This is a genomic window from Pseudomonas sp. ERMR1:02, from assembly GCF_002277815.1.
Lineage (GTDB): Bacteria > Pseudomonadota > Gammaproteobacteria > Pseudomonadales > Pseudomonadaceae > Aquipseudomonas.
In genome coordinates this window covers 45,748-71,043 of record NZ_NKJI01000006.1, presented here as the reverse complement: position 1 = coordinate 71,043, position 25,296 = coordinate 45,748, and the positions used below count along the sequence as shown (strand labels likewise).

The 25,296-nt window shown below is 59.9% G+C and carries 21 protein-coding genes and 7 pseudogenes; 23 read left to right on the top strand and 5 right to left on the bottom strand.

Features of this window, described 5'->3' with window-relative positions; genetic code table 11:
• Window positions 1–5 precede the first annotated feature (5 nt).
• Entirely contained in the window at window positions 6–602 is a 597-nt protein-coding gene (locus tag CES87_RS13170; RefSeq protein WP_128606447.1) for a MarC family protein, read from the top strand.
• 73 nt (window positions 603–675) lie between these two features.
• Here the strand turns inward: CES87_RS13170 and CES87_RS13165 are convergent, their stop codons facing one another.
• The 5 genes and pseudogenes from CES87_RS13165 to cobG form a co-directional block, all read right to left on the bottom strand.
• Entirely contained in the window at window positions 676–1,491 is an 816-nt protein-coding gene (locus CES87_RS13165; protein WP_256590896.1) for a hypothetical protein, read from the bottom strand.
• A gap of 247 nt (window positions 1,492–1,738) precedes the next feature.
• Window positions 1,739–3,443 (bottom strand): annotated as a pseudogene (gene cobJ / locus CES87_RS13160) (precorrin-3B C(17)-methyltransferase).
• A pseudogene (locus CES87_RS13155) lies at window positions 3,443–4,173 on the bottom strand (precorrin-2 C(20)-methyltransferase). The pseudogenes cobJ and CES87_RS13155 overlap by 1 nt, the downstream one beginning before the upstream one ends.
• Complete coding sequence (locus CES87_RS13150; RefSeq protein ID WP_128606446.1) at window positions 4,173–4,799, bottom strand: precorrin-8X methylmutase; 627 nt, start codon at window positions 4,797–4,799, stop codon at window positions 4,173–4,175. Before CES87_RS13150 ends, CES87_RS13155 begins: the two are co-directional and overlap by 1 nt.
• Complete coding sequence (cobG, locus tag CES87_RS13145; RefSeq protein ID WP_128606445.1) at window positions 4,792–6,114, bottom strand: precorrin-3B synthase; 1,323 nt, start codon at window positions 6,112–6,114, stop codon at window positions 4,792–4,794. Before cobG ends, CES87_RS13150 begins: the two co-directional genes overlap by 8 nt.
• Window positions 6,115–6,364: 250 nt before the next feature.
• Here cobG and CES87_RS13140 point away from each other — a divergent pair, with 250 nt between their 5' ends.
• The 22 genes and pseudogenes from CES87_RS13140 (at window position 6,365) to CES87_RS13035 (ending at window position 25,241) form a co-directional block, all read left to right on the top strand.
• Entirely contained in the window at window positions 6,365–7,000 is a 636-nt protein-coding gene (locus tag CES87_RS13140) for a hypothetical protein (RefSeq protein ID WP_256590895.1), read from the top strand.
• A gap of 128 nt (window positions 7,001–7,128) precedes the next feature.
• Window positions 7,129–8,340 carry a precorrin-6y C5,15-methyltransferase (decarboxylating) subunit CbiE gene (cbiE, locus tag CES87_RS13135; RefSeq protein WP_128606444.1) on the top strand — a complete coding sequence of 404 codons (1,212 nt, stop codon included), beginning with the start codon at window positions 7,129–7,131 and terminating at the stop codon, window positions 8,338–8,340.
• Entirely contained in the window at window positions 8,333–9,430 is a 1,098-nt protein-coding gene (locus CES87_RS13130) for a cobalt-precorrin-5B (C(1))-methyltransferase (protein ID WP_128606443.1), read from the top strand. The genes cbiE and CES87_RS13130 overlap by 8 nt, the downstream gene beginning before the upstream one ends.
• Window positions 9,427–10,155: a cobalt-precorrin-6A reductase gene (locus CES87_RS13125; protein WP_128606442.1), complete on the top strand. Its 729-nt coding sequence runs from the start codon at window positions 9,427–9,429 to the stop codon at window positions 10,153–10,155. Before CES87_RS13130 ends, CES87_RS13125 begins: the two co-directional genes overlap by 4 nt.
• A gap of 289 nt (window positions 10,156–10,444) precedes the next feature.
• Complete coding sequence (locus tag CES87_RS13120; protein ID WP_128606441.1) at window positions 10,445–10,756, top strand: DNA-binding protein; 312 nt, start codon at window positions 10,445–10,447, stop codon at window positions 10,754–10,756.
• 47 nt (window positions 10,757–10,803) lie between these two features.
• Window positions 10,804–11,198: pseudogene (locus CES87_RS13115) on the top strand (DUF2946 domain-containing protein).
• Between the two features lie 48 nt (window positions 11,199–11,246).
• Window positions 11,247–11,725 (top strand): annotated as a pseudogene (locus CES87_RS13110) (copper chaperone PCu(A)C).
• A gap of 21 nt (window positions 11,726–11,746) precedes the next feature.
• Window positions 11,747–12,199 carry a DUF2946 domain-containing protein gene (locus tag CES87_RS13105; RefSeq protein WP_128606439.1) on the top strand — a complete coding sequence of 151 codons (453 nt, stop codon included), beginning with the start codon at window positions 11,747–11,749 and terminating at the stop codon, window positions 12,197–12,199.
• A 47-nt stretch (window positions 12,200–12,246) separates the two neighbouring features.
• A complete protein-coding gene (locus CES87_RS13100) occupies window positions 12,247–13,626 on the top strand; it encodes a PepSY domain-containing protein (RefSeq protein WP_128606438.1) in 1,380 nt (459 codons plus the stop codon).
• Window positions 13,627–13,782: 156 nt separating this feature from the next.
• Window positions 13,783–14,319, top strand: a pseudogene (locus CES87_RS13095) (ABC transporter ATP-binding protein); the annotation flags it as partial.
• Between the two features lie 248 nt (window positions 14,320–14,567).
• The gene (locus CES87_RS13090) at window positions 14,568–15,527 is read left to right on the top strand and encodes an ABC transporter substrate-binding protein (protein ID WP_128606436.1); all 960 of its coding nucleotides are present in this window, start codon (window positions 14,568–14,570) and stop codon (window positions 15,525–15,527) included.
• Window positions 15,524–16,534, top strand: coding sequence for an iron ABC transporter permease (locus tag CES87_RS13085; protein ID WP_128606435.1), 1,011 nt, complete (start codon window positions 15,524–15,526; stop codon window positions 16,532–16,534). The genes CES87_RS13090 and CES87_RS13085 overlap by 4 nt, the downstream gene beginning before the upstream one ends.
• A gap of 316 nt (window positions 16,535–16,850) precedes the next feature.
• A complete protein-coding gene (gene urtA, locus CES87_RS13080; RefSeq protein WP_128606434.1) occupies window positions 16,851–18,116 on the top strand; it encodes an urea ABC transporter substrate-binding protein in 1,266 nt (421 codons plus the stop codon).
• Between the two features lie 97 nt (window positions 18,117–18,213).
• Window positions 18,214–19,731 (top strand): urea ABC transporter permease subunit UrtB, encoded by a 1,518-nt coding sequence (gene urtB, locus CES87_RS13075; RefSeq protein WP_371858211.1) that lies wholly within the window; start codon window positions 18,214–18,216, stop codon window positions 19,729–19,731.
• Window positions 19,731–20,810: an urea ABC transporter permease subunit UrtC gene (gene urtC, locus CES87_RS13070; RefSeq protein ID WP_128606432.1), complete on the top strand. Its 1,080-nt coding sequence runs from the start codon at window positions 19,731–19,733 to the stop codon at window positions 20,808–20,810. The genes urtB and urtC overlap by 1 nt, the downstream gene beginning before the upstream one ends.
• The gene (gene urtD, locus CES87_RS13065) at window positions 20,807–21,676 is read left to right on the top strand and encodes an urea ABC transporter ATP-binding protein UrtD (protein ID WP_128606431.1); all 870 of its coding nucleotides are present in this window, start codon (window positions 20,807–20,809) and stop codon (window positions 21,674–21,676) included. The genes urtC and urtD overlap by 4 nt, the downstream gene beginning before the upstream one ends.
• 151 nt (window positions 21,677–21,827) lie before the next feature.
• Window positions 21,828–22,524, top strand: a pseudogene (gene urtE / locus CES87_RS13060) (urea ABC transporter ATP-binding subunit UrtE).
• Between the two features lie 43 nt (window positions 22,525–22,567).
• Window positions 22,568–23,405 (top strand): annotated as a pseudogene (locus CES87_RS13055) (urease accessory protein UreD).
• A gap of 131 nt (window positions 23,406–23,536) precedes the next feature.
• The gene (gene ureA, locus CES87_RS13050) at window positions 23,537–23,851 is read left to right on the top strand and encodes an urease subunit gamma (protein WP_128606430.1); all 315 of its coding nucleotides are present in this window, start codon (window positions 23,537–23,539) and stop codon (window positions 23,849–23,851) included.
• Window positions 23,852–23,860: 9 nt separating this feature from the next.
• A complete protein-coding gene (locus tag CES87_RS13045; protein ID WP_128606429.1) occupies window positions 23,861–24,394 on the top strand; it encodes a GNAT family N-acetyltransferase in 534 nt (177 codons plus the stop codon).
• Window positions 24,394–24,933 carry a GNAT family N-acetyltransferase gene (locus tag CES87_RS13040; RefSeq protein ID WP_128606660.1) on the top strand — a complete coding sequence of 180 codons (540 nt, stop codon included), beginning with the start codon at window positions 24,394–24,396 and terminating at the stop codon, window positions 24,931–24,933. The genes CES87_RS13045 and CES87_RS13040 overlap by 1 nt, the downstream gene beginning before the upstream one ends.
• Window positions 24,933–25,241, top strand: a complete 309-nt coding sequence (locus CES87_RS13035; RefSeq protein WP_128606428.1) for an urease subunit beta — start codon at window positions 24,933–24,935, stop codon at window positions 25,239–25,241. The genes CES87_RS13040 and CES87_RS13035 overlap by 1 nt, the downstream gene beginning before the upstream one ends.
• Window positions 25,242–25,296 lie beyond the last annotated feature (55 nt).

The following is a 25,296-nucleotide window of genomic DNA, read 5'->3' as shown; positions in this document are numbered from 1 at the left end:
GCACCATGCTCCACGTGTTGTTCAGTGTTTACCTGAAGATGCTGGTGCTCTACAGCCCGTTCTTCGTGTTGTCCTGCTTCATCAGTCTGACCCGCGGCTACTCGCGCAAGGAACAACGTCGGCTGGCCTGGAAAGTGGCGATCGCCACGCTGGTCTCCAGTGTTTTGCTGTACTTGTTCGGCCGGGTGATTTTCAGCGTCTTCGGCATCACCGTGGACGCGTTCCGTATTGGTGCCGGCAGCGTGCTGTTCATCTCGGCACTGGGCATGGCCCAGGGCAAGTCGGCGGTGCAGACCGACAACGTGCAGCAGGATGTGACCATCGTCCCGCTGACCATCCCGTTGACGGTCGGCCCTGGCACCATCGGTGCCTTGTTGGTGATGGGCGTGAGCCAGCCGCATTGGGATGACAAGCTCATGGCCATCGTCAGCATTGCCCTGGCCAGCTTCACGGTTGGCGTGGTGCTGTATCTGTCCAACCGCATCGAGCGTATTCTCGGCGATCAGGGGCTGCAGATTGTCAGCCGGTTGATGGGGTTGTTCGTGTGTGCGCTGGCTGCACAGATTATTTTTACAGGGGTCAAGGGCTACCTGGTTCCTTAGCCGTTGTTGCTGTCATCGGGACTTTCTCATTGCGATGGAAGGTCAGAGATAACAAATTTCTGACCTTACCCCGTCACTTGCGCCGACTGAAGCGTTTGAGCAGAACTTCCTTACGATGAGGGCCCAGATATTCTTCGACAGTCGACTTTATTTCCGCGTAACGGGCAGGATTGAAAGTAATGAACGACTTCCCATGGAACACGTCGAGTGAAGAAGTTTTCCAGTCAACGAACAGTAGCCCGCCATCATTACTCTCTCCCTGATGATCCACTGCGGCTATCGCAATCAGAATAATTCCATTCGCCATCTGTTCACAGGGAATAGTTGACAACCGCACGCCTTCTGCATTTTTCGATTCAATATTCAGCAAGTTGATCGCCTCAGGCTCTTTTTTCAAAGCATCCAGTGTAGAGTTTGTTACCGCACTGAGTACTGTAGCGCCAGGAATCGCGGCTTTTGCCGCCTCGATTGCCGCCTGAATAATATCTACCATGACATTATCCATCTGTACCTTAAGCGTAGTAGCACTGTACTTAGAATAACCATTATCAGCCACGAAACACCCAAGTGCTTCCATGCACTCGGTAAATACATGGTACCAAGCCTTGGGATCTTTATTGCCAGGCACTTCGTAATTGGCCTCCAACTTCGACATGGTAATCAGGTTTTCAATGATCGCCATGTTTTCGATGCTTATCTTGTCACCGTAACCAATCAGACTATTGCCCAGTACCAGTGCATCCAGCTCCTTTGTGGGATTGGATGTCACCGTGGATACCAGCGACCGCGCGCGCGGCCTGGCAGCCACCCCACGTTTGCGTTTCTCCACACACGCTTTAACAAAAACTACACTTTCAGAAACACTTACCGAACTTTCAAAAATAGCCATACAGAATATTCCTTTATTGACTAACAAGCGTTCCATCCCGGAACACCACGAACCTAACTCAACTTACTTTCACCAACAACCACAACCAAATACATTATATGTATAAAACCGACCACTACTGATCAGCGCATGCGCATTAACCACGGAGCAACACAAAATAAATTCAGATCAGCACGCGCTTACCAGATCACCAAACAACTTTGGCGACCTGGCTTCACGATTTAGATAATAGACACAAAACCAACTATCATATGGGAGCGAGTTTGTCGCCATAGCTACGGGGCGTGTAAACCCATGTACGACCATCCAGGCAAGGAATCACACGTGTCGTCGAAGACCCAATAATTACCATTGTCCGCATGTCCACTTGATCGACACTCAGTTGACCGAGCGTAGTCACTCGTAAAGTTTGACCTGGACGACCGATATCTCTTCCCAGCACGACCGGTGTCTGAGGCTCGCGATGACGGGCAACGATGTCCAGCGCCTGTCCAAGTTGCCATGGACGTGAACGCGAGATCGGATTGTAGAACGCCAGGGCCAGATCGGCTTGAGCCGCCAGATCCAGACGTTTCTCGATGATCGACCAGGGCTTGAGGTTGTCCGACAGCGATAGCACGCAGAAGTCATGACCCAACGGCGCACCGGCCTGGGCAGCCGTCGCCAGCGAAGCGGAGACGCCCGGCAGGATTTCCAGATCAACGCTGTGCCACGCAACATCGGTGGACTCATGAAGCGCTTCGAGCACGGCAGCAGCCATGGCAAACACGCCCGGATCGCCAGACGACACCACCACCACCGACCGCCCTTGGGCCGCCAGTTCGAAGGCATGGCGTGCACGCTGCATTTCTTCGCGATTGTCGGTGCAATGCAGCACCTGATCGTCGCGGAACGGTCCGGCCATGCGCACGTAGGTTTCATAACCCAGCACATCATTGGCGCGAGCCAGTTCGGCTTTCACCGCTGGTACCATCAGTTCGGCCGCACCCGGTCCCAGACCCACCACTGCGAGGCGTCCGCGGGGTCGACCGATATGCAACGGGTCCAGTGGCTGTTCGGCGACTGCAATAGCAATGAAGTTGTCGCCAAGAATGGAGACAGGTTGCCCGATAGCGTTGCGGGCCAACTCACCCATGCCCACGTCAGCCTTGGCAAATCGCAATGGCACACCCAACTCACGCGCGGCTTCGCGCAGCGCCGGGCTGGCCATATCGGTATCAGCCGCCAACAGACAAGCCACCGATTGCAAAGCGATTGCGGCCTGATGCAAAGCTTCGCGAACACCGTTCGGCAAATCTGCGACGCCGGCACTGACCGCCACCAACACATTACGTGGATAGATCAGCAATTCGTTGGCCGCAGGCAAACGTTCGACATGGCTGACACGCACCGCCAGTCGCGCTTGAGCATCCTCAGGCAACTGCGCCTGGGCCAGCCACGGTGCAGAGCCTTCGATGCGAAGCGTTTCACCGGCCAGCAAGTCGGAGACAAACCGCTTGCCCAACTCCAGATCACCGAGGGTATAGCCACTGGGCGGATTGAGCAGGCAAGTGCCAAAACGCAGCTCACCGCTGGTGGTAATGGCCGGCGCCACGTTCAAGCCCGCAGCAATCTCTCGCGCCATCACGTTCACACCGCTCAGCCCCCAAGCAACGGCACGACCGCACTGCCGTCTTCAGCCACGGCCAACACTGGTGGCTCGGCACCTTTTCCAGCAGCAGCGGCGCCAGGGTCCGGATCACGATCCCGGCGGCGCACAGAGCAATGATCGGCGTGTCCTGCTGATAAAACTCACGCAGGGTCGCACCGAACTCGTGATAGACACAGTCCGCGCCGTCGACCCGCTCGGCCAGCCCATGGATCAGCGCTCCGGGATAGAGCTTTTGAATATTGCGTGCGGTGGCGAGACTGCCATTGCCGAGAATGACAATTGCCGGAACTGGACGGGTCATCAGCCTTGCCACCTTTCACCGGGAACGATAATCAGCGAGAAATACGGCGAGGACATCGGCTCAACCTGATCCAGCGGCACGATTTCTGGTTGGCCATGGTCGCGCGCTCGACATAAAGCGCCCGGTCTGCCAACCCGAGCTCCTCCAGCACCTGGCGGACCTTGGGAAAATTGCGTCCCAGCTTCATGATCACTGCAGCATCGGCATCGGCCAGGCGACGCTTGAGCTCGTCGTGCGGCAACACACCGGAAAGCACCGACAGGCTCTGGTTGCGATACACCAGCGGCGCACCGAGTACTGAAGCGCCACCGAGCATCGAACACACGCCCGGCACGACTTCGGCCTGATAGCGCTCTGCGAGCCGGTCATGCAGATACATATAGGAACCGTAGAAGAACGGATCACCTTCGCAGATCACAGCCACGTCGCGACCCGCGTCCAGATGCACGGCCAGTTGTTTACCCGCGGCATCGTAGAAATCACTGATCACTTGCTCATAGGACAGCGGCGCCGGCAGTGCTTCGGTGGTCACCGGATAAACCAGCGGCAGCAAGGTCTGTGCGTCCTGCAAATGCGCCTCGATGATGCCGAAGGCATTGCCCTTTTTACCCTTGGCGACGAAGTACGCCACCACCGGCGATTCACGCAACAGGCGCAACGCTTTGACCGTAATCAGTTCCGGATCACCGGGGCCGACGCCAAGGCCGATCAAACGTCCAGGTTGCTGCATCATTCGATCTCCGTGGCGAGGGCATTGACAGCGGCGGCTGCCATGGCGCTACCGCCCAGGCGACCTTGCATGATTACGAAAGGCACACCACGACTGTCCGCCGCGAGCATCGCCTTGGATTCGGCGGCGCCGACGAAGCCCACCGGGAAGCCGAGGATCAGCGCCGGTTTCGGCGCGCCAGCGTCGAGCATTTCCAGCAAATAGAACAGCGCTGTAGGCGCGTTACCGATCACTACTACGCTGCCCTCCAGATGTGGGCGCCACAGTTCCAGTGCGGCGGCGGAGCGGGTGTTGCCCAGCTCGCGGGCAAGCTCCGGCACGCTTTCATCGCGCAGAGTGCAGATGACCGGATTGTTCGCCGGCAACCGTGCGCGGGTCACGCCTTCGGAGACCATCCGCGCGTCACACAAAATCGGCGCACCGGCCGCCAGCGCATCGCGCCCGGCCTTGCCCGCGCCTTCGGAAAACTGCAAACCGTCGATGGCGTCGACCATGCCGCAGGCATGAATCACCCGCACCGCGAGTTTTTCCAGATCGGCCGGGATTCGCGCGAGGTTGGCCTCGGCGCGAATGATCGCGAAGGAATTGCGATAGATCTCCTGACCGTCGCGGATGTAATCAAGCATCGAGGGGGCTCCGTGAGCGGGCGTCGAGCAAGGCTGCGACCGCTTCAATAGTAAGATTACTTGCGTGCAGAGCGCCCAAACCGGACTGCGCTGCATCGCGAAAATATAGATCGTAGTGGCCGGGTGCGACGGCCAGCAACGTGGCCGGCGCGGTATGCGCGGCGGCACAGGAGCGCGGACAACCGCTCAGGTGCACACTCAGCGCATGCCCGTGACGTTGCAGCAGTGCGGCCAATTGCCGGGCATCGCCCTTGGTCTCGGCCAGGCTTTTGCCACAGCCGTTTGAACCGGTGCAGGCGATCATCCGGGTCAACGGCTGATCGGTGCTGCACAGCAATCCCAGCAGTTCCAGACGCCGAATGACTTCAGCGCCGTGTTCGTTGCGGATATTGGGCAGCAGCAGACTTTGCCAAGGTGTGAACCGCAGGCTCCCGTCGCCGAACTCGTCCGCCAGCTGTGCAGCGCCACGCAGCATTGCTGGATTCAGCCGTCCCAGCGGCGGCACCGCACCCACGTATACAAGACCTGCTTCGGCCTGGGGATGAGCGCCAATATGCAGAACACTCGAATCCGGGCTACGTCGCCAATCGGTCGCGACCTGGATGGCGGCACGCTCGGCCAAGCGATGAAGAAAGTCTTCGATTGAGTGCTCAGCCAACAAATGACGCATCCGCGTTTGCTCGGGACGCGCCAGCTCAAGGAATAAATCAAGAACCGCGACCACCAGGCCAAGGCCATCGTCGAGTGCGACGGAGCCTGCGGCCGCGTCCGTGGGGCACCCGGCCAGACCAAACGCCAACCGCCGCTCGCCGTCTCGCTCAAAGGCCGAGAGCCACAGGTCGTGGGGATGTTCAAGCATCGCCAAGGCTTCACCGCCATCGAGCTGCACGGCAAATTTGGCGCTGAGGTCGTGGAAACGTTCGTTTCGTTGCACCGTGGCAAGGATCTGTTCAGCCAACGGCCGGGTGTCGAACAGCATTTGCCGATCGATGCCGGCGGCAGGGCTGAGCATCAGATTGCGCACATCATCGCCTGCCGCATTACTCGGCCCCAGCCCCGCAGCAAGCAGACCGTTGATCAAAGTTGCCTGTTCGCAGCCAATCCCGCGGATCTGCAGGTTGGCGCGGTTGGTCGCCTCGATCACCCCACCGGCATACCGCTCGGCTGCGTCAGCCACAGCTACCGCCTGCTGTGCGCGGATCGAACCACCATTGAGTTTGATCCGACAGATACCGCCGTCCAACGCCTGGACGATACGCAACAACCCGGGACAGGCCGATGGACGTAAAGGGTTGGATTTCTGACGAGAGTTCACAGGATGACCGGCAGGAGATGAAGGGCAGCATTATGCCTGCTTTGTCTGGCGGGATGAAAAGTCCAGGTGGGTTGACGACGAAAAGCGCTGGATCCTGACGCTGTGTCTTGAGGCCAACTTCGCGACAAACACTAACAACAAGAATCAATTCCCCAAACCGCTCTTATTTAAACCACCCACCGCCCGCTGTACTTTTTATAGGTAATCAAACAACCCATCTCACCAGACAGCTATATCCAGGGAGCAACATATGGACAGACAGACGTTGAATGGAATCTTGACCGGCCACAATCTTGTTTCATGCATAGGCGACATTTCTCCGCAGGATTACGACGACCTTACCCATTGCACACAGCTAGCCACAAAGTCCGCCGATATGATCTGCAGCCGTTTCGTCGACTCGGCAAAGTGGCTACATGAATATGTAAACACCCTGAATTTTCTGGGGTGGTCTGTATTTGAAGATGCCGTTACTACCCGCACCCGTTACAACATTTCGAAAAGCGTTGCGGAGTTTTTGATCCAAAGCGCCCAACGCATGCGGGACTCCCGACAAGGGAACGCCATGATTGACACGCTCGATGTGCTTCAACCTGACAAACCGGCGCTCCATTCGCTGGATGAAGAAAGTCTTTTGGGAGAGCGTTTCCAAGTAATACCTGCCCGGTACGACTCAAAGGGTTTTCTCGAAATAGCAGTCTTCAATCTTGAGTTGGTGACACAGACAAGAAAAAGCAATTTTCTGTTCCTGGACGCGGAAGATCAGACCTCAAAATCATCCAGCAACGGGCTTATCTCAAGCTGGATAAACGCACACTCGAAACAAAAGAGCGCTCCTCGAGAAAAAGAGGCTCGAGATCGGAATGACGAGATTCAATCTGCGTAAAGAACGAACAGGGTAAATTCCCTGCCGCGTTGAAGGGCTGCTATCACTGTCGGCGCGCTATGATGCGCTTCCGCCAGACCGATACAGATCGGAGCGGTGATGGCCTGGATTGATAGAAGAGGAACAGCATGACCCCCTGGCTGACAGTGGTAGGCATTGGAGAAGAAGGCTTCAAGGGGCTTGGCAAAAATGCCCGACACGCTTTGCTGAACGCTACACGGATCATTGGCGCTCAACGGCAGCTGGATTTGTTGCCTGTCTGCATCCGTGGCGACCGGCAACTGTGGCCCAGTCCTTTTACCCTTGAGCCAGTTTTGGCCAGGCGTGGCGAGCCTGTCTGCGTCCTGGCCAGCGGTGATCCGATGTTTTTCGGGGTGGGTGCCAGTCTCGCCCGACAATTGCCGTGTGATGAAATGCTGATTCTGCCCGCCCCTTCTTCTTGCTCGCTCGCCGCCGCCCGAATGGGTTGGCCATTGCAGGATGTGGTCACACTGTCGGTGGTTGCCCGCCCCGTTGCGGCACTCAGCGCCCAGTTGTTCAGCGGCGTACGCTTGCTGGTGTTGAGCAATGACGGTCGCAGCCCCGCCGCCATCGCCACGCTGTTGCGTGAACGTGGATTCGGACCAAGCCGCCTCACCGTGTTGGAACATCTGGGCGGTGAAGCCGAGCGGCGTATCGACGGCCTCGCCAGCGACTGGACCGATTACGCCATCGCCGACTTGAACCTGATCGCCATCGAATGCATCGCCGAACCGAATACGCCACGCCTGTCGCGCCTCGCCGGGCTGCCGGATTCGGCGTTCAAACATGACGGCCAACTGACCAAGCGCGACGTGCGCGCGATCACCCTCGCGCGCCTGGCACCGGTACCCGGCGAACTGTTGTGGGATGTCGGCGCCGGCAGCGGTTCGATCGGCATTGAATGGATGCGCGCCCACCCGAGTTGCCGGGCGCTGGCAATCGAGGCCGATGACGGACGTCAGCAGTTGATCGAACACAATCGCGATGCCCTCGGCGTGCCCGGCCTGCAACTGATTCGCGGCCGTGCACCACAAGCCCTCGATGGGCTCGAACGTCCAGACGCCATTTTCATCGGTGGCGGCGTCACTCGCGAAGGTGTGCTGGAAAGCTGCTGGGACGCCCTCAAACCGGGTGGTCGACTGATCGCCAACGCGGTCACACTGCAGAGTGAAATGACCCTGATGGCGTGGCGTGAACAGCACGGCGGGGAGCTGACGCGCATTCATATCGCCCAGGCGCAACCGCTGGGCGATTTCGACACTTGGCGCCAGGCATTGCCGATTACCGTTCTGGATATGACGAAACCTCTCGATGCGTGACGAAACTGCCGAACAACCCGCGCCGCTACGCAGTGGCTTGACCACGGGCAGTTGCGCCACAGCGACCAGCCTCGCGGCAGCTCGCCTGCTGCTCACGGGCCACACGGCCGACGCGGTGGAAATCGTCTTGCCCAAGGGCAAACAGGTACAAATGCGCCTGGAGTTCTGCCGGCTGACGGACGACAGCGCCGAGGCCGGCACGATCAAGGATGCCGGAGACGATCCCGACGTCACCCACGGTGCCCTGCTTTATTCCCAGGTGCGACTGCGCGCCGAGCCAGGCATTGGTTTCAATGCCGGACTCGGTGTCGGCACAGTCACCCGCCCCGGCCTGGTTCTGGGTGTCGGTGAGCCGGCGATCAACCCGGTGCCGCGCAAAATGATCACCGATCACCTGACCCGGCTCGCTGGCGAATTGGGCTATCGCGGCGGTTTTGAAGTAACGGTGAACGTCGAAAACGGCGAGGCGCTGGCGTTGAAAACCATGAATCCGCGCTTGGGGATTCTCGGCGGTCTGTCGATCCTCGGCACCAGCGGCATTGTTCGGCCGTTTTCCTGCGCGGCGTATATTGCCTCGATCCACCAAGGCATCGACGTGGCGAAAACCAACGGTTACCTGCACATCGCCGCGTGCACCGGCAATGCCAGCGAAGACACCATGCGCCGGGTCTACAACCTGCCGGAAATCGCCCTGATCGAAATGGGTGACTTCGTCGGCGCGGTGCTCAAACATTTGCGCAAGGTGCCGGTGGATAAACTCAGCATTTGTGGCGGCTTCGGCAAGATCAGCAAACTGGCGGCCGGGCACATGGACTTGCACAGTCGGCATTCGAGCATCGACCTGCCGCAACTCGCGGACTGGGCCGCAGCGGTGGGCGCCGATGCGTTATTGCAACAAGGCATCCGCGAAGCCAACACCAGTCAGCAAGCTCTTGCCATGGCCAGCGCCGCTGGCGTGGCCCTCGGTGACGCGGTGTGCCGTCACGCCCTGGACTTTGCCCGCAGCGTGGTGCCGGCACAGGTTCAGGTCGAAGTATTTGCCATCGACCGCCAGGGCGGGATTGTTGGCCATGCCGGAGCTTTTCCATGAAGCGAATCTTGCTACTGGGTGGCGTGACCGAGGCTCTGGCCATCGCCCGAACCCTTGGTCCAGAACACATCTACAGCCTGGCCGGCATCGGTCGGGTGCCAACGGATCTGATCTGCCAGGTTCGCGTCGGCGGCTATGGCGGGGCCGAAGGCCTGGCGCAATTCATCCGCGATGAACAGATTGACCTGCTGCTGGATGCCACCCATCCCTATGCGGCAAAAATCAGCCAGAACGCTGCGGGTGCCGCGCAATTGAGCGGGATTCCCTGCTGGGCGCTGCGACGCCCGGCGTGGCAGCCACAGACCGGGGACGACTGGCGCGAAGTCAGCGACTGGGCAGAGCTGATCGAAGCCCTGAAACCCTTTCGGCGACCGCTGTTCACACTGGGCCGCGAGCCCTTGCAGCACCTGGACGAAATCCCTGCGGACCAGTTCTGGACCTTGCGCGCACTGGATGTGTATCCGGGCAACGAGCGCTGCGAAGTGATCGGTGCGCGTGGGCCGTTCCTGATCGACGATGAACGCGAGTTGTTCGAGCGTCGGCAGATCGACGTGCTAATCAGCAAGAACAGCGGCAGCACCGCGACTGAACCGAAGCTGGAAGTGGCACGCGAGCGTGGGGTGCCGGTGCTGGTTTTGAAGCGGCCGATTTTGCCGGGGGTTGAGCGGGAGTTTGAATCGGCGACAGACCTGTTGGCAGCGCTGTCAGCAGAGACCGATACATAACCTGTAGCAGCTGGCGAAGCCTGCGTCCGGCATGTAGGAGCGAGCTTGCTCGCGATGTACTCAAAAGCGCCGCGTTTACCCTGCAGCCCCGCGTTATCGTTAACGACCATCGCGAGCAAGCTCGCTCCTACATGCCGGACGCAGGCTTCGGCAGCTGCTACAAAAAAGCGCAATGTCCTACGTAACTATCGGATCTTGCACATAGCATCATCCAAAATAGCTGACTAGTCGCGGCCAAACCTTGTCTCTATTTTTACTTGCCCCACGAATGTAGAGCCAGGAGTACCGAATGACTGAAAAATTCACTCGTTTCGATATCGCTGAGTACCTACTGACACCTTCCGACATGTGGAATTATCTCAAGGCCAGTGAGGAGGAGGATTTGGGGGACGGACGTTTCATTCGTCTCGCGCTCAGAGACGTCAAACACACCATCTGCGCACGAATCCAAACTGATCCAACATTTGCCCAGGCATTACGAATCGAAGTCGCTACACTCTTTTACAACGGCGAGCCAGAAATGGCTCACCGGATGTTGCGTCTATTAACTCAGGCGCTGCGACACCACACCGCACGCCGCTTTTTTACTTATCGGCATTGATCAGGCTAAATAGCCGCGCCTGATCGCCCACCCAATGGATCTGTCTCATGTCCCGACAACGGCTCGCAATTGCCTGGATAGCCTGCTTCGCAGTGCTGTTCAACATGCTCGCCATGCCGATGAGCGGGGCGATGGCGCAGTCGAAGTCGCCTGCGGAACAGTTGTTGTGGGGCAGTTTCTGTTCGTCCAGCGGCACCAAAATGGTCGCGATATCCCTGGGTAGCATCGAGAAAAAAACCTCGCAGAGCGACGATCATTCCAACATGCAGCATTGCTGGTGCTGTTCCGGCTCCGCACCGCTGGTGGCGTTGCCCGGGCATGTGCCACAGCTGTATTTCGCGCAGTTCGAAGCCAATCGAAGCCTGCCTCCCACCTCTCTCAACACGCCGACACCGCGCCAGCAATGGCCGAGCCTCAACCCCGCGCTTCCCCTCTGGTGTGATTCCTTCTCGCAATTGACCTGCGTTTTGAATCGTTCTGGAGAACCATCATGCTGAACAAACTCATCGTTGTGGCTGCGTTGCTGCTGCCTGCCTGCTTTGCCAATGCTCACGAGTACAAGGTCGGGGAGCTGGAAATCGCTCATCCCTGGTCGCAAGAGTTGCCCCCAATGCACCGAACGTTGCTGCCTATTTCGTGATTCACAACGAAGGTAAAACTGCCGACCGACTGCTCAGCGTCGAGTCGCCAATTTCAGGCGAAGCGCAACTGCACGAGCACGTAATGCAAAACGACATGATGAAAATGCAGCACGTACCGAGCGTGGAAATCCCCGCGGGTGGCGAAGTCACGTTTGCACCGATGGCTTACCACGTGATGCTCTTGAATCTGAAAGACCGTAGCCTGCTGAGCGACGGCAAGCGCTTCCCGATGACCCTGCACTTCGAGAAGTCCGGTGACGTGACGGTCGAAGTGGCGGTGCAGAAGCAGGCGCCTGAAGACGGGCAAAAGCACGGGCACGCCCAGTAAGCGGCCGAGCTGAAAACACCCATGCGCCCGCTCGGCACCAGGGCATCCGGATCGCGTCGTCAGCCATCGAACCTGACACGCGGCAGCTGGATCAGCCTGTTCGCCATGTTGATGATCTTTATCGGTCCACTGATTTCTCAGTCGATGCCGATGGACTCGCGCGCGGCCATGAACATGTCGATGAACATGTCGATGGACATGCCCATGGATATGCCGGCGATGGACCATGCAGAGCATGGCGCGCAATCCGACGCCGAACAATGCCCGCCGCAAGCCGCACATCATGCAATCTGGGAAAAATGCGGCTATTGCAGCCTGTTGTTCAATTGCCCTGCGCTCACCGGTGGTGTGTCATTCACCGGGTTCGACACCCCGCACGCCAGCAACTTCACTACCCCGTTCCCGCGTCTGGGCCATGCCCGGCAAACTACTTTCCCCGGTGCCCGCACCCGCGCCCCGCCCATCATCGTGTAGTCCCGCACACCATAACTAAAAGATCCGAAGCACGCGGAGCACACGTGATGAATCAGCCCAAAGTGAATTTCTACAACCTGGCCTGGCGCTGGCATTTCTATGCCGGATTGTTCGTAGCGCCATTCATGGTGATGCTGGCCCTGACCGGCACCATTTACCTGTTCAAACCGCAACTCGACTCGCTGATGTACAACAGCCTGCTCAACGTCCCGGCCGGGCATCACAGCATCCCCGCCGATGACCTGCTCAAGCGCGTGAAAGACGCGTATCCACAAGGAACCATCAAACAGTACCTGCCACCGGTCAACGCTGAACGCAGCGCCGAGTTTGTTGTGCTCGACAGCGGCAAAGAGTTGAACGTATTCGTCGACCCGTACCACGGCGATATCCTCGGGGAGCAAGACGCCAAGAAAAACCTGCAAGCCATCGCACGTGCGATTCACGGCGAACTGATGATCGGCACCGTCGGTGACCGACTGGTAGAACTGGCCGCCGGCTGGGGCGTGGTGCTGGTGGTTTCCGGGGTGTTCCTGTGGTGGCCGCGCGGCCAGGCTGCCGGCATTCTGTGGCCACGCTTGAGCAGTCGCGGCCGGGTACTGTGGCGCGACTTACATGCCGTCACCGGGTTCTGGGGCGCCTCGCTGCTGCTGGTCATGCTGCTCAGCGGCATGACCTGGACCGGTTTCTGGGGCCAGCAATACGCGGCCGTGTGGAACGTCTTTCCGGCAGCGATGTGGGACAACGTACCGAAGTCCGACATTGAAGCGCGCAGCCTCAACAGCGCCACGCGCCAGACCGTGCCGTGGGCGATGGAAAACACCCCGATGCCGATGTCTGGCGACCATGCCGAACACATGGCCCACGGTGGTGCGCAAGCCGGCCCGGCCGCGCCGACCATCGGCCTGCAAGATGTACAAAACATCGCCACGCAGAACAAGGTCGAACCCGGTTACAGCATCACCCTGCCGAAAGACGCGACTGGCGTGTTCACCATTTCGGTATTCGCCGATGACCCGCGCAACGACGCCACCCTGCATGTCGATCAGTACAGCGGCAAGGTCCTTGCCGACGTGCGCTACGAGCAATACGGCGCTGTCGCCCGCGCCACGGAAATCGGCGTGATGCTGCACGAAGGCAAGATGTTCGGCGTGTTCAATCAGATCGTCGTGCTGCTGATTTGCCTGATGATCCTGCTCAGTGCCGTCAGCGGCGTGGTGATCTGGTGGAAGCGTCGCCCGCAGGGCAAGCTCGGTGTGCCGCCGCTGCGTCACGACCTGCCGAAATGGAAAACCGCAATGGTGATCATGTTCGCCCTGGCGGTGGCATTTCCGTTGGTGGGTGCCTCCCTGGTGGTGGTCTGGGTGCTCGACAAGCTGCTGCTGTCGCGCTTTACCCGACAGACTGAAAGCGCCTCAACTTCATCATGAATCAGGCGAGATGCGCGGGACTCAAGGGTCTGTAAACTGCCCGCGCATCACCTGCCAACTCCGCGCTGCCAATGACGCCTTCGCGGGCAAGCCTCGCTCCTACAGAGCGAGGCTTGCCCGCGAAGAGGCCATCAGCAACACCCCAAGAGCAACTGCATGACCTCGCTGAACCTCACAAATCTCACCTGGTCTCCCCTGGGCCACGGCCACTGTCATCACCAGTTCCAGCTGCGAGATGCTTCGTTGCACGTGGCTGCTGGTGAATTCGTCGGTTTGATCGGCCCCAACGGCAGCGGCAAGACCAGCCTGTTGCGCTGCGCCTGGCGCTTCAGCAAACCGGAAAGTGGCGAGGTCAAACTTGATCACCACAACGTATGGAAACAATCCTCACGCTGGTGCGCGCAGCGCATCGCCGTGGTGTTGCAGGAATTCCCCGACGCCTTTGGCCTGACCGTCGACGAGGTGGTCGCGATGGGCCGCACGCCGCACAAGGGGCTGTTCGACGGTGACACTGTCGAGGATCGAAACCTCGCGACCCAAGCCCTGGAATCGGTCGGTCTCAAAGGCTTCGAAGATCACGCCTTCTCTACTCTCTCTGGCGGTGAAAAGCAGCGCGTGATCCTCGCCCGCGCCCTGGCGCAGCAACCACAATTGCTGATCCTGGACGAGCCGACCAACCACCTCGACCCGCGCTATCAGCTTGAGTTATTGCGGCTGGTCAGGCGCCTGAAGATCGGCACCCTGGCAAGCATCCATGACCTCAATCTGGCCGCCGCATTCTGTGATCGGCTGTATGTGATCAACCACGGCCGCATCGTCGCCAGCGGCAAGCCAAAAGAGGTCCTGACCAGCGCATTGCTGCGCAACGTATTCGGCGTCGAAGCACTGATTGATGAACACCCCTTGCACGGTTACCCACGAATTACCTGGATTACCCAACCATGATTTTGCGTTTCCCGCCGCTCTCCTGCCTTTCTTTCATCCTGTTGTTGACCAGCGCCCAGGCGTTTGCCGAGGCCACGCACTACCCGTTGACGATTCAGAGCTGCAACCGCGAAGTGACCTTCCAGCAGGCGCCGAAGCACGCGGTCAGCCACGACATCAACATGACCCAGATGATGCTCGCCCTCGGCCTCAAATCGCAGATGGCCGGTTACAGCGGCGTGTCTGGCTGGAAGTCGGTGACGCCACAAATGCACAGCATCCTCGATGGATTGCCGGAACTGGCGGCCAAGTATCCATCGGTGGAAACCCTGCTCGACGCCAACGTCGATTTCTTCTTCGCCGGTTGGGATTACGGCATGCGCGTGGGCGGTGACCTCACGCCGCAGACCCTGCAGCCACTGGGCATCAATGTCTATGAGTTGACCGAGTCCTGCGCTTTCGTGATGAAGCGTCCACCGGCCACACTGGAGGACACTTACAACGACCTGCGCAATCTCGGGAAAATCTTCGACGTTCAGGATCGCGCCAACTCTGTGATCCGTGAGATGCAGGCGCAAGTCGCCGGGATTCGCAAAGACCTGCCGGCCGACAAGCCACGGGTATTTCTGTACGACAGCGGCGAAGACCGGGCCATGACCTCAGGCCGCTTGGGCATGCCGCAAGCCCTGATCGATGCCGCTGGCGGACGCAACGTTCTTGACGACGTCGACGCGAGCTGGACCCGGGTCAACTGGGAAAGCGTGGTCGAACGCAATCCGCAAGTGATCGTGATCGTCGATTACGGTGAAGTCACCGCCGAACAAAAAGTGCAGTACCTGCTGAATAACAAAGCGCTGCAATCGGTCGATGCGATCAAACACCAACGCTTCATCGTCATCCCGTACGTGCAGGCCACGCCAGGCATCGACAACGTGCTGGCAGTGGCAACCCTGGCCAAGGGCTTTCACGGCGAATGAAAAACCGTCGCTACGCGTTCATGCTGATTGCCCTTGCCGCGCTGTTGCTAGTGTCGTGTGTGCTGTCGCTGGGTTTTGGTCCGGCGCGGGTTCCGGTGGACGTGGTGTGGGGGATTTTGCTGCACAAGCTATTCGGTTTCGCCGTGCCCGACTGGAGCGCCGGACAGGAACACATCGTCTGGCTGATCCGCGTGCCGCGGATGTTGCTCGGTGCGCTGGTGGGTGCCGGGCTGGCGCTGATCGGCGCGGTGTTGCAAGCGGTGACGCGCAACCCGCTGGCCGATCCGCATCTGCTCGGCGTGACCTCCGGCGCCACCCTCGGCGCGGTGATCGTGGTGCTGCATGTCGGTGAAATCGTCGGCCTGCTGACCTTGCCGATTGCCGCATTTATCGGAGCGTTGTTGAGCATGCTGGTGGTGTTGATGATTGCCAACCGCCACGGTCGCCTGGACAGTGATCGCCTGCTGCTGTGCGGCGTGGCTGTGTCATTCGTGATGATGGCAATCGCCAACCTGCTGCTGTTTCTCGGCGATCACCGCGCCAGTTCCGCGGTGATGTTCTGGATGCTCGGCGGGCTTGGGCTGGCGCGCTGGGAATTGCTCGCGGTGCCTGCTGCCAGCGTCCTGCTTGGCTTGGTTTTGCTGCTGGGCATGGCGCGGTCGTTGAATGCCTTGATGGCGGGTGAGCAGACGGCTGTGACGCTGGGGTTGAACGCCCGGACGGTGCGGCTGTGGGTGTTTGTGATTGCCTCGCTGATGACTGGGGTGCTGGTGTCGATCAGCGGCTCGATTGGTTTTGTCGGGCTGATGGTGCCGCACATTGCGCGGCGTCTGGTGGGTGCCGAACACCGTCGGTTGCTCCCCGTGTGCGTGTTGCTCGGCAGCGTGTTTCTGGTGTGGGTGGATGTGGCTGCCCGGACGATGATCGCCCCGGAAGACTTACCCATCGGCGTCGCCACCGCTGCCATCGGCGGCCTGTTCTTCATCGGCCTGATGCGCCGCCGCTGAGCCTTTGCTTCCCTGTAGGAGCGAGGCTTGCCCGCGAAAGCGGTCCTTCAGACAAATTGATTCTGGATGTGCGGCCGCCTTCGCGAGCAAGCTTCGCTCCTACAGGGACGTGGATTGCAATACTACGCCCCAATCTGGCGCAGCACTGCGCACCAACGCGCCAGCCGCGGTCCTTGATGGTGCGCCGCCAACCCCTGCAACCGCTCTAAACCGACATTTCCCTACCTTTTCCCGACCGGGCACAGCCCTTGCTAAAGACCCTTCAGTAGTCCGCATCTGCCACCAAGAAAATTCATAAGTTCATGGAGATCGCACAATGAAGCGTCGCAGTTTGATCAAGGCTTTCACACTCTCGGCAAGCATTGCCGCGATGGGCATGACCTGGACTGTCCAGGCCGCCGAGACCATCAAGGTCGGGATTCTGCATTCGTTGTCCGGCACCATGGCGATCTCCGAAACGTCGCTCAAGGACATGGCGTTGATGACCATCGATGAGATCAACGCCAAGGGTGGCGTGAACGGCAAGATGCTGGAGCCGGTGGTGGTGGACCCGGCGTCGAACTGGCCATTGTTCGCGGAAAAAGGCCGGCAGCTGCTGACCCAGGACAAGGTCGCAGTGGTGTTCGGTTGCTGGACTTCCGTGTCGCGCAAATCGGTGTTGCCGGTGTTCGAAGAACTCAACGGCCTGCTGTTCTACCCTGTGCAGTACGAAGGCGAAGAAATGTCGCCTAACGTGTTCTACACTGGCGCCGCGCCGAACCAGCAAGCGATCCCGGCCGTTGAATACCTGATGAGCGAAGAAGGCGGCAGCGCCAAGCGCTACTTCCTGCTAGGCACCGACTACGTCTATCCACGCACCACCAACAAGATTCTGCGCTCGTTCCTGCATTCCAAAGGCGTGGCCGACAAGGACATCGAAGAGGTCTACACCCCGTTCGGCCACAGCGATTACCAGACCATCGTGGCCAACATCAAAAAATTCTCGGCCGGTGGCAAGACCGCAGTGATCTCCACGGTCAACGGCGACTCCAACGTGCCGTTCTATAAAGAACTGGCCAACCAGGGACTGAAAGCCACTGACGTTCCGGTGGTGGCGTTCTCGGTCGGCGAAGAAGAACTGCGCGGCATCGACACCAAACCGCTGGTGGGCAACCTCGCGGCGTGGAACTACTTCGAGTCGGTGGAGAACCCGGTGAACAAGAAGTTCGTGGATGACTGGAAAGCCTACGCGAAGAAACACAACCTGCCGGGGGCCGACAAAGCCGAGACCAACGACCCGATGGAGGCCACCTACGTCGGCATCCACATGTGGGCGCAGGCCGCTGAAAAAGCCAAGTCCACCGACGTCGACAAAGTCCGCGAGGCCCTCGCCGGCCAGACGTTTGCCGCGCCATCCGGCTACACCCTGACCATGGATAAGACCAACCACCACCTGCACAAACCAGTGATGATCGGCGAGATCCAGGGCGATGGTCAGTTCAACGTCGTGTGGCAGACCGAAGGACCGATCCGCGCCCAGCCGTGGAGCCCGTTCATCCCGGGCAACGACAAAAAGCCTGAGTACGCGGTGAAGAGTAACTAAGGGACACATAAACCTGTAGGAGCGAGGCTTGCCCGCGAAGCTTTTGGCGGCCTTGCGGTCCTCTTCGCGGGCAAGCCTCGCTCCTACAAGGTTCCTCATCGCACTTCAGGACGTAGCCATGTCCCTTTATCGTATGTTTCTTGCCATCGCACTTCTGTTGCCAATGGCTTCCTTTGCCAGCGACGCCGAAGACTTCGTCGCCGCCAATCCCGTGCAGCAAGCCAAACTGCTGGAGGCCTGGGCCGCGCAGCCCGATCCGGCGCGCATCGAACTGGTCAACGCCCTGCAACAAGGTGAATTGACGGTCGATGGTCAGCCGAAAACCTTGCGCCTGAACAACCGCCTGCGAGGTCTGATCGACACCGCGCTGGCCAGTCATCAACTGCTCGCCGCCGACGAAAAAATTCGTCTGCTCGCCGCACAGCAACTGCAGAAAAGCGCAAAACCCTCGCAGCTTGCATTCCTTGACCGGCAACTGGCTGGCGAAAAAGATGAAGGTGTCCACGCCGCCCTGAGCCTGGCCCTGGCCAATCTGCAACTGGTGGACGCCGATCCGGCCGTACGCCTCGCCGCCGTGCGCCTGCTCGGTGAAACCGGCGATCCGCTGGCCCGTACACGCCTCGAAAGCCTGCTGGAGCCGGGCGTGGAAACCGACGCGAATGTGCGTACCGCCGCCGAAACCAGTCTCGCTCAAGTCAAACGCAAACTGCTGGTCGGCGAACTGCTCGGCCAGGCATTCAGCGGCATGTCCCTCGGCTCCATCCTGCTGCTCGCGGCGCTGGGCCTGGCGATCACCTTCGGCCTGCTCGGCGTGATCAACATGGCCCACGGCGAGATGCTGATGCTCGGCGCCTACTCGACCTATGTAGTGCAGTTGATGTTCCAGCGCTTCGCGCCGCAGGCCATCGAGTTCTATCCGCTGATCGCGTTGCCGGTGGCGTTTTTCGTCACCGCCGGGATCGGCATGGCGCTGGAACGCACGGTTATTCGTCACCTCTACGGTCGTCCTTTGGAAACCCTGCTCGCCACCTGGGGCATCAGCCTGATGCTAATCCAGTTGGTACGTCTGGTGTTCGGTGCGCAGAACGTTGAAGTGGCCAACCCCGCGTGGTTGTCGGGCGGGATTCAGGTGCTGCCGAATCTGGTGCTGCCGTACAGCCGCATCGTCATCATTGCCTTCGCGTTGTTCGTGGTGGTGCTGACCTGGCTGCTGCTGAACAAGACTCGCCTGGGCTTGAACGTTCGCGCGGTCACTCAAAACCGCAACATGGCCGCCTGTTGTGGCGTGCCAACCGGACGCGTCGACATGCTCGCCTTCGGTCTCGGCTCAGGCATTGCCGGCCTCGGTGGCGTGGCGCTGAGCCAGATCGGCAACGTCGGCCCGGACCTCGGCCAGAGCTACATCATCGACTCGTTCCTGGTGGTGGTACTCGGCGGTGTCGGGCAACTGGCCGGTAGCGTGTTCGCAGCGTTCGGCCTGGGCATCGCCAACAAGATTCTCGAACCGCAGATCGGTGCCGTACTCGGCAAGATCCTCATCCTCGCGCTGATCATTCTGTTCATCCAGAAACGTCCGCAAGGTCTCTTCGCACTCAAAGGACGGGTGATCGACTGATGAACCAGCCCCTGCTCGTTACCGCGACACAAAAAGCCGGCCCCAAAGTTACGATTGCTTTCGGTGCGGTGATCCTCGTTCTGCTGCTGGCATTGCCGCTGCTGTCGCTGTTGCCGGCGGACAGCACGTTGCACGTCTCGGCTTACACGCTGACGCTGGTCGGCAAGATTCTTTGCTACGCCATCGTCGCCCTGGCACTGGATCTGGTCTGGGGTTACGCAGGTCTCCTGTCGCTCGGTCACGGACTGTTCTTCGCCCTCGGCGGTTATGCGATGGGCATGTACCTGATGCGCCAGGCCTCGGGCGATGGCTTGCCGGCGTTCGTGACCTTCCTGTCGTGGACCGAATTGCCTTGGTATTGGACCGGCACCAGCAGCTTCCTCTGGGCCATGTGCCTGGTGGTGCTGGCGCCGGGTTTGCTGGCACTGGTGTTTGGCTTCTTCGCCTTCCGCTCGCGGATCAAGGGCGTGTATTTCTCGATCATGACCCAGGCCCTGACCTTCGCCGGGATGCTGCTGTTTTTCCGCAACGAGACCGGGTTTGGCGGCAACAACGGCTTCACCAATTTCCGCAGCATCCTCGGTTTCGGCATTACAGAACCGGGCACCCGTGCGGTGCTGTTTTTCGCCACGGTGTTGTTGCTGGTGGCGAGCCTGTTCATCGGTTGGCGTTTGGCACAGAGCAAGTTCGGCCGGGTGTTGACCGCCCTGCGGGATGCGGAGAATCGCCTGATGTTCTGCGGCTATGACCCACGGGGTTTCAAGCTGTTTGTCTGGGTGTTGAGCGCGGTGTTGTGCGGGCTGGCCGGTGCGTTGTACGTGCCGCAAGTCGGCATCATCAACCCGAGTGAAATGTCGCCGACCAATTCCATCGAAGCCGCTGTGTGGGTCGCCCTGGGCGGTCGCGGCACGCTGATCGGCCCGCTGCTCGGCGCTGGCGTGGTCAACGGCATGAAAAGCTGGTTCACCGTGGCCTTCCCCGAGTACTGGCTGTTCTTCCTCGGAGCGCTGTTCATCGTCGTGACCCTGTACCTGCCCAAAGGCGTGATCGGCCTGCTGAAGAAAAGGGGTAACCAATGAGAGTGACTGCGACGGCTGAATTCATGCTCGAACCGGCATTTTATCCACCGCAGCCGAACAAGGACGCCGGCACCAGCCGCGACGCCATCGGCCTCGGCCAGCGCGTTGGTCCCGGCCTGGATACCCGCCACGGCACCATTTTGACCCTGGAAGACATCAGCGTCAGCTTCGACGGTTTCAAGGCTTTGAATGCTCTGAACCTGTACATCGGCGTCGGCGAGTTGCGCTGCATCATCGGCCCCAACGGTGCGGGCAAGACCACGCTGATGGACGTGATCACCGGCAAGACCCGCCCGAGTCACGGCAAGGCCTGGTTCGGTGAAACCCTGGACCTGACGCAGATGAGTGAAGTGCAGATCGCCCAGGCCGGTATCGGCCGCAAGTTCCAGAAGCCGACGGTGTTCGAAGCCCTGAGCGTGTTCGAGAACCTGGAGCTGGCGCAGAAAACCGACAAATCGGTGTGGGCCAGCCTGCGGGCGCGACTCAACGGTGAACAAAAGGACCGCATCGCCGAAGTACTGCACACCATCCGCCTGACCGCCTCGGTCAATCGTCCGGCGGGCTTGCTTTCCCATGGCCAGAAGCAGTTTCTGGAAATCGGCATGTTGCTGATGCAGGACCCGCAATTGCTGCTGCTCGACGAACCGGTGGCGGGCATGACCGACGCCGAAACCGAATTCACCGCCGAGCTGTTCAAGAGCCTGGCCGGCAAGCATTCGCTGATGGTGGTGGAACACGACATGGGCTTCGTCGGCTCGATTGCCGACCACGTGACTGTGTTGCACCAGGGCAGTGTGCTGGCGGAGGGATCGCTGGAGCAGGTGCAGGATAACGAGCGGGTAATCGAGGTGTATCTCGGTCGCTGATCATTCCCACGCTCTGCGTGGGAATGCCGCCGGGGACGCTCCGCGTTCCGCTGACAATGCAGGGCTCAAGTCCTGCGCACGTGTGACGCAGAGCGTCACGGGATGCATTCCCACGCAGAGCGTGGGAACGATCGCTGGGGGAGAATTTGGAATGCTGCAAGTCGACAAGCTGCATCAGTACTACGGCGGAAGCCACATCCTGCGCGGCCTGACGTTTGACGTGAAGGTCGGCGAAGTCACTTGCCTGCTCGGGCGTAACGGCGTGGGCAAGACCACCCTGCTCAAGTGCCTGATGGGTTTGTTGCCGGCCAAAGAAGGCACGGTGAACTGGGAAGGCAAACCGATCACCACGTTCAAACCCCATCAACGGGTGCACGCCGGGATCGCTTATGTGCCACAGGGGCGCGAAATTTTTGGCCGGCTGACCGTGGAAGAAACCTGCTGATGGGCCTGTCGCGTTTCCCAGGCTCCGAGGCAAAGGAAGTCCCGGCCTTCATCTACGAACTGTTCCCGGTGTTGCTGCAAATGAAGCAACGGCGCGGCGGTGACTTGTCCGGCGGACAGCAACAGCAGCTTGCCATCGGCAGAGCACTGGCCAGCCGTCCGCGCCTGCTGATCCTCGATGAGCCCACCGAAGGCATCCAGCCATCGGTGATCAAGGAAATCGGCGCAGTGATCAAGAAGCTGGCGGCACGCGGAGACATGGCGATTCTGTTGGTTGAGCAGTTCTACGACTTCGCCGCCGAACTGGCTGACCAATACCTGGTGATGTCCCGGGGCGAGATCGTGCAGCAAGGTCGTGGTGAAATATGGAAGCCGAAGGTGTGCGTGGCCTGGTTACGATATAAGAGTACGATTTAATCTGTAGCAACCTAACGATAATTAGAAACCATGAATTCACCTGCCCCCACAACGCTATTCACCCCCAGCTGGCACGCCGAGCTGGAACTGGGCTACGCCCGGTTTGGTGACAGCACGGCCCGGTACAGCGCCGGCATCTTGGCCCTTTGCGCGTGCAGAAACACTTGTATGCCGAAGGTCCCGAGGTTTGCCAGCACATCATTGTCCACCCGCCGGGCGGGATCGCCGGGGGTGATCGCCTGGACATTTCGGCCAGCGTCGGCAGCGATGCCTGGGCGCAGATCACCAGTCCAGGCGCAGCCAAGTGGTACCGCGCCGCCGGCCCGCTTATCAGCAGCTGAAATTCAAGGTGGCGGCCGGTGCGACACTGGAATGGTTGCCTCAGGAGACGATCATTTTCAGCGCGGCGCAGGCTGAACTCAGCACCTGCATCGACCTTGAGGGCGATGGCCGGTTGTTCTACTGGGATGTGTTGGCGCTGGGCCGGCCGGCCAGTGGCGAGCGCTTCGACCTCGGGCATTTTCAGGCGCAATTGGATATTCGCCGCGACGGTCAGTTGCTCTGGCATGAACGCCAGCGCATTGTCGGGGGCGATGGTTTGCTCGATTCGCCGATTGGCCTGGACGGGCAACCGGTGTTTGCCACCCTGCTGGTGACTGGCGAGATTGAAAGCGAACTGCTGGAGAAGTGCCGTTCGCTGCCCAATGACGTGCGCGGGGATCTGACGCAATTGCCGGGGCTGCTGGTTGCCCGGTGTCTGGCCAGTGAAGCGCTATTGGCGCGGGGATGGTTGATTGAATTATGGCGATTGCTCAGGCCAGCGTTGCTCGGCCGCGAAGCAGTCCCACCCAGAATCTGGAGCACCTGAACACCGATCCCCTGTGTAGGAGCGAGGCTTGCCCGCGAAGGGGACCTTGAGGCCGCCAAAAGCTTCGCGGGCAAGCCTCGCTCCTACAGGGATCGGTGTTTACAGATCCGAATACCTTTTTATCTGCCCTGATGGATTCCAACGATGGACCTGACCCACGTGAAAAAGACAAGCTGCTGATTTTCACCGCCGGCCTCGTGGCCGAGCGGCGTCTGGCCCGCGGCGTGAAACTCAATTACCCGGAGGCCATGGCCTACATCTCTGCAGCGCTGCTCGAAGGCGCCCGTGATGGCCAGACCGTTGCGCAATTGATGCACTACGGCACCACTCTTCTGAGTCGTGAACAAGTGATGGAAGGCATCCCGGAAATGATTCCCGAGATCCAGGTCGAAGCGACTTTCCCCGACGGCACCAAACTGGTTACCGTCCATCAACCCATCGCCTGAGGCCACGCCATGACCTATCACATCCGCGATGCCGTGCATGCCGACCTGCCGGCGATCCGTGACATTTATAACGACGCGGTGCTCAACACTACGGCGATCTGGAATGAACAGGCCGTCGACCTCGGCAACCGTCAGGTCTGGTTCAGCGCCCGGCAGGCCCAGGCGTATCCGATTCTGGTGATCGTCGACGCCGACAACAGCGTGCTGGGCTACGCTTCATTCGGTGACTGGCGGCCGTTCGACGGTTTCCGCCACACCGTCGAGCACTCGGTATACGTGCGCAGCGATCAGCGGGGCAACGGCCTCGGCCCGAAACTGATGGATGCCCTGATCGAACGCGCCAGGGGCTGCGATAAACACGTGATGGTCGCCGCCATCGAAAGCGGCAACGTCGCATCCATCCGTCTGCACGAGCGCGCCGGTTTCGTGACCACCGGACAGATGCCCCAGGTGGGCACCAAGTTCGGTCGCTGGCTGGACCTGACCTTTATGCAACTAACCCTCAATCCTGGCGCCGAACCTCCAACTGCCAGCAAGGAGTGATACTCGATGAACCCGCCCAACTGCGACGCGTCAACGTTGAAAGCTTTGCGCACTATCGTCAGGGCTTGATTGACCTGCTGCTCGATGCAGTCGGCTATGGCGCCAGTGTCGGCTTCATGGCCGATCTCGATGCCACGCAGGCCCGCGCGTATTTCGATGAAGTTCAGGAGAACCTGAACAAGGGCAATGTGTTGCTTTGGGTAGTGGTCAAGGATGAACAAGTACAGGCCAGCGTGCAGCTCGGCCTGTGCCAGAAAGCCAATGGATTGAACCGCGCCGAGGTGCAGAAATTGCTGGTGCGCGAAGAGGCAAGGCGTCGCGGTCTGGGCCAACAGCTAATGACGGCTCTGGAACAGGCCGCCCTGCAACACAAGCGCGGCATGCTTTTTCTCGACACCGAGGCCGGATCCGCGGCTGAAGATTTCTACAAGGCATTGGGCTACATCCGCGCCGGAGAAATCCCCGACTACGCCTGCGACCCCCGGGGCCGTTACAAACCGACCGCTCTCTATTACAAGATTCTCCAAGGAGCCCATTGATGATTCCCGGTGAATACCAGATCCAGCCCGGCGACATCGAACTCAACGTTGGCCGCCGCACCGTCAGCCTGACGGTGGCCAACAGCGGCGACCGACCGATCCAGGTCGGTTCGCACTATCACTTTTTCGAAACCAACGACGCCCTGACGTTCGACCGCGCCGCCAGCCGCGGCATGCGCCTGAACATCCCCGCCGGCACCGCGGTGCGTTTCGAACCGGGGCAGAGGCGCGAGGTGGAGCTGGTGGATTTGGCCGGGCATCGTCGGGTGTTCGGCTTTGCCGGCAGGATCATGGGCGACCTCGACTGACTGATCGTTCCCACGCTCTGCGTGGGAATGCATCCCGTGACGCTCCGCGTCACAT

Coding starts and splice junctions, on each gene's coding strand:
- CES87_RS13130 (WP_128606443.1), top strand. CDS start 8,333: ATGCGTGACGAAACTGCCGAACAACCCGCGCCGCTACGCAGTGGCTTG.
- urtC (WP_128606432.1), top strand. CDS start 19,731: ATGAACCAGCCCCTGCTCGTTACCGCGACACAAAAAGCCGGCCCCAAA.
- CES87_RS13165 (WP_256590896.1), bottom strand. CDS start 1,491: ATGGCTATTTTTGAAAGTTCGGTAAGTGTTTCTGAAAGTGTAGTTTTT.
- cbiE (WP_128606444.1), top strand. CDS start 7,129: ATGACCCCCTGGCTGACAGTGGTAGGCATTGGAGAAGAAGGCTTCAAG.
- CES87_RS13100 (WP_128606438.1), top strand. CDS start 12,247: ATGAATCAGCCCAAAGTGAATTTCTACAACCTGGCCTGGCGCTGGCAT.
- urtA (WP_128606434.1), top strand. CDS start 16,851: ATGAAGCGTCGCAGTTTGATCAAGGCTTTCACACTCTCGGCAAGCATT.
- CES87_RS13140 (WP_256590895.1), top strand. CDS start 6,365: ATGGACAGACAGACGTTGAATGGAATCTTGACCGGCCACAATCTTGTT.
- CES87_RS13035 (WP_128606428.1), top strand. CDS start 24,933: ATGATTCCCGGTGAATACCAGATCCAGCCCGGCGACATCGAACTCAAC.
- urtD (WP_128606431.1), top strand. CDS start 20,807: ATGAGAGTGACTGCGACGGCTGAATTCATGCTCGAACCGGCATTTTAT.
- CES87_RS13105 (WP_128606439.1), top strand. CDS start 11,747: ATGCGCCCGCTCGGCACCAGGGCATCCGGATCGCGTCGTCAGCCATCG.
- ureA (WP_128606430.1), top strand. CDS start 23,537: ATGGATTCCAACGATGGACCTGACCCACGTGAAAAAGACAAGCTGCTG.
- CES87_RS13085 (WP_128606435.1), top strand. CDS start 15,524: ATGAAAAACCGTCGCTACGCGTTCATGCTGATTGCCCTTGCCGCGCTG.
- CES87_RS13150 (WP_128606446.1), bottom strand. CDS start 4,799: ATGCTTGATTACATCCGCGACGGTCAGGAGATCTATCGCAATTCCTTC.
- CES87_RS13090 (WP_128606436.1), top strand. CDS start 14,568: ATGATTTTGCGTTTCCCGCCGCTCTCCTGCCTTTCTTTCATCCTGTTG.
- CES87_RS13125 (WP_128606442.1), top strand. CDS start 9,427: ATGAAGCGAATCTTGCTACTGGGTGGCGTGACCGAGGCTCTGGCCATC.
- CES87_RS13120 (WP_128606441.1), top strand. CDS start 10,445: ATGACTGAAAAATTCACTCGTTTCGATATCGCTGAGTACCTACTGACA.
- CES87_RS13170 (WP_128606447.1), top strand. CDS start 6: ATGCTCCACGTGTTGTTCAGTGTTTACCTGAAGATGCTGGTGCTCTAC.
- CES87_RS13045 (WP_128606429.1), top strand. CDS start 23,861: ATGACCTATCACATCCGCGATGCCGTGCATGCCGACCTGCCGGCGATC.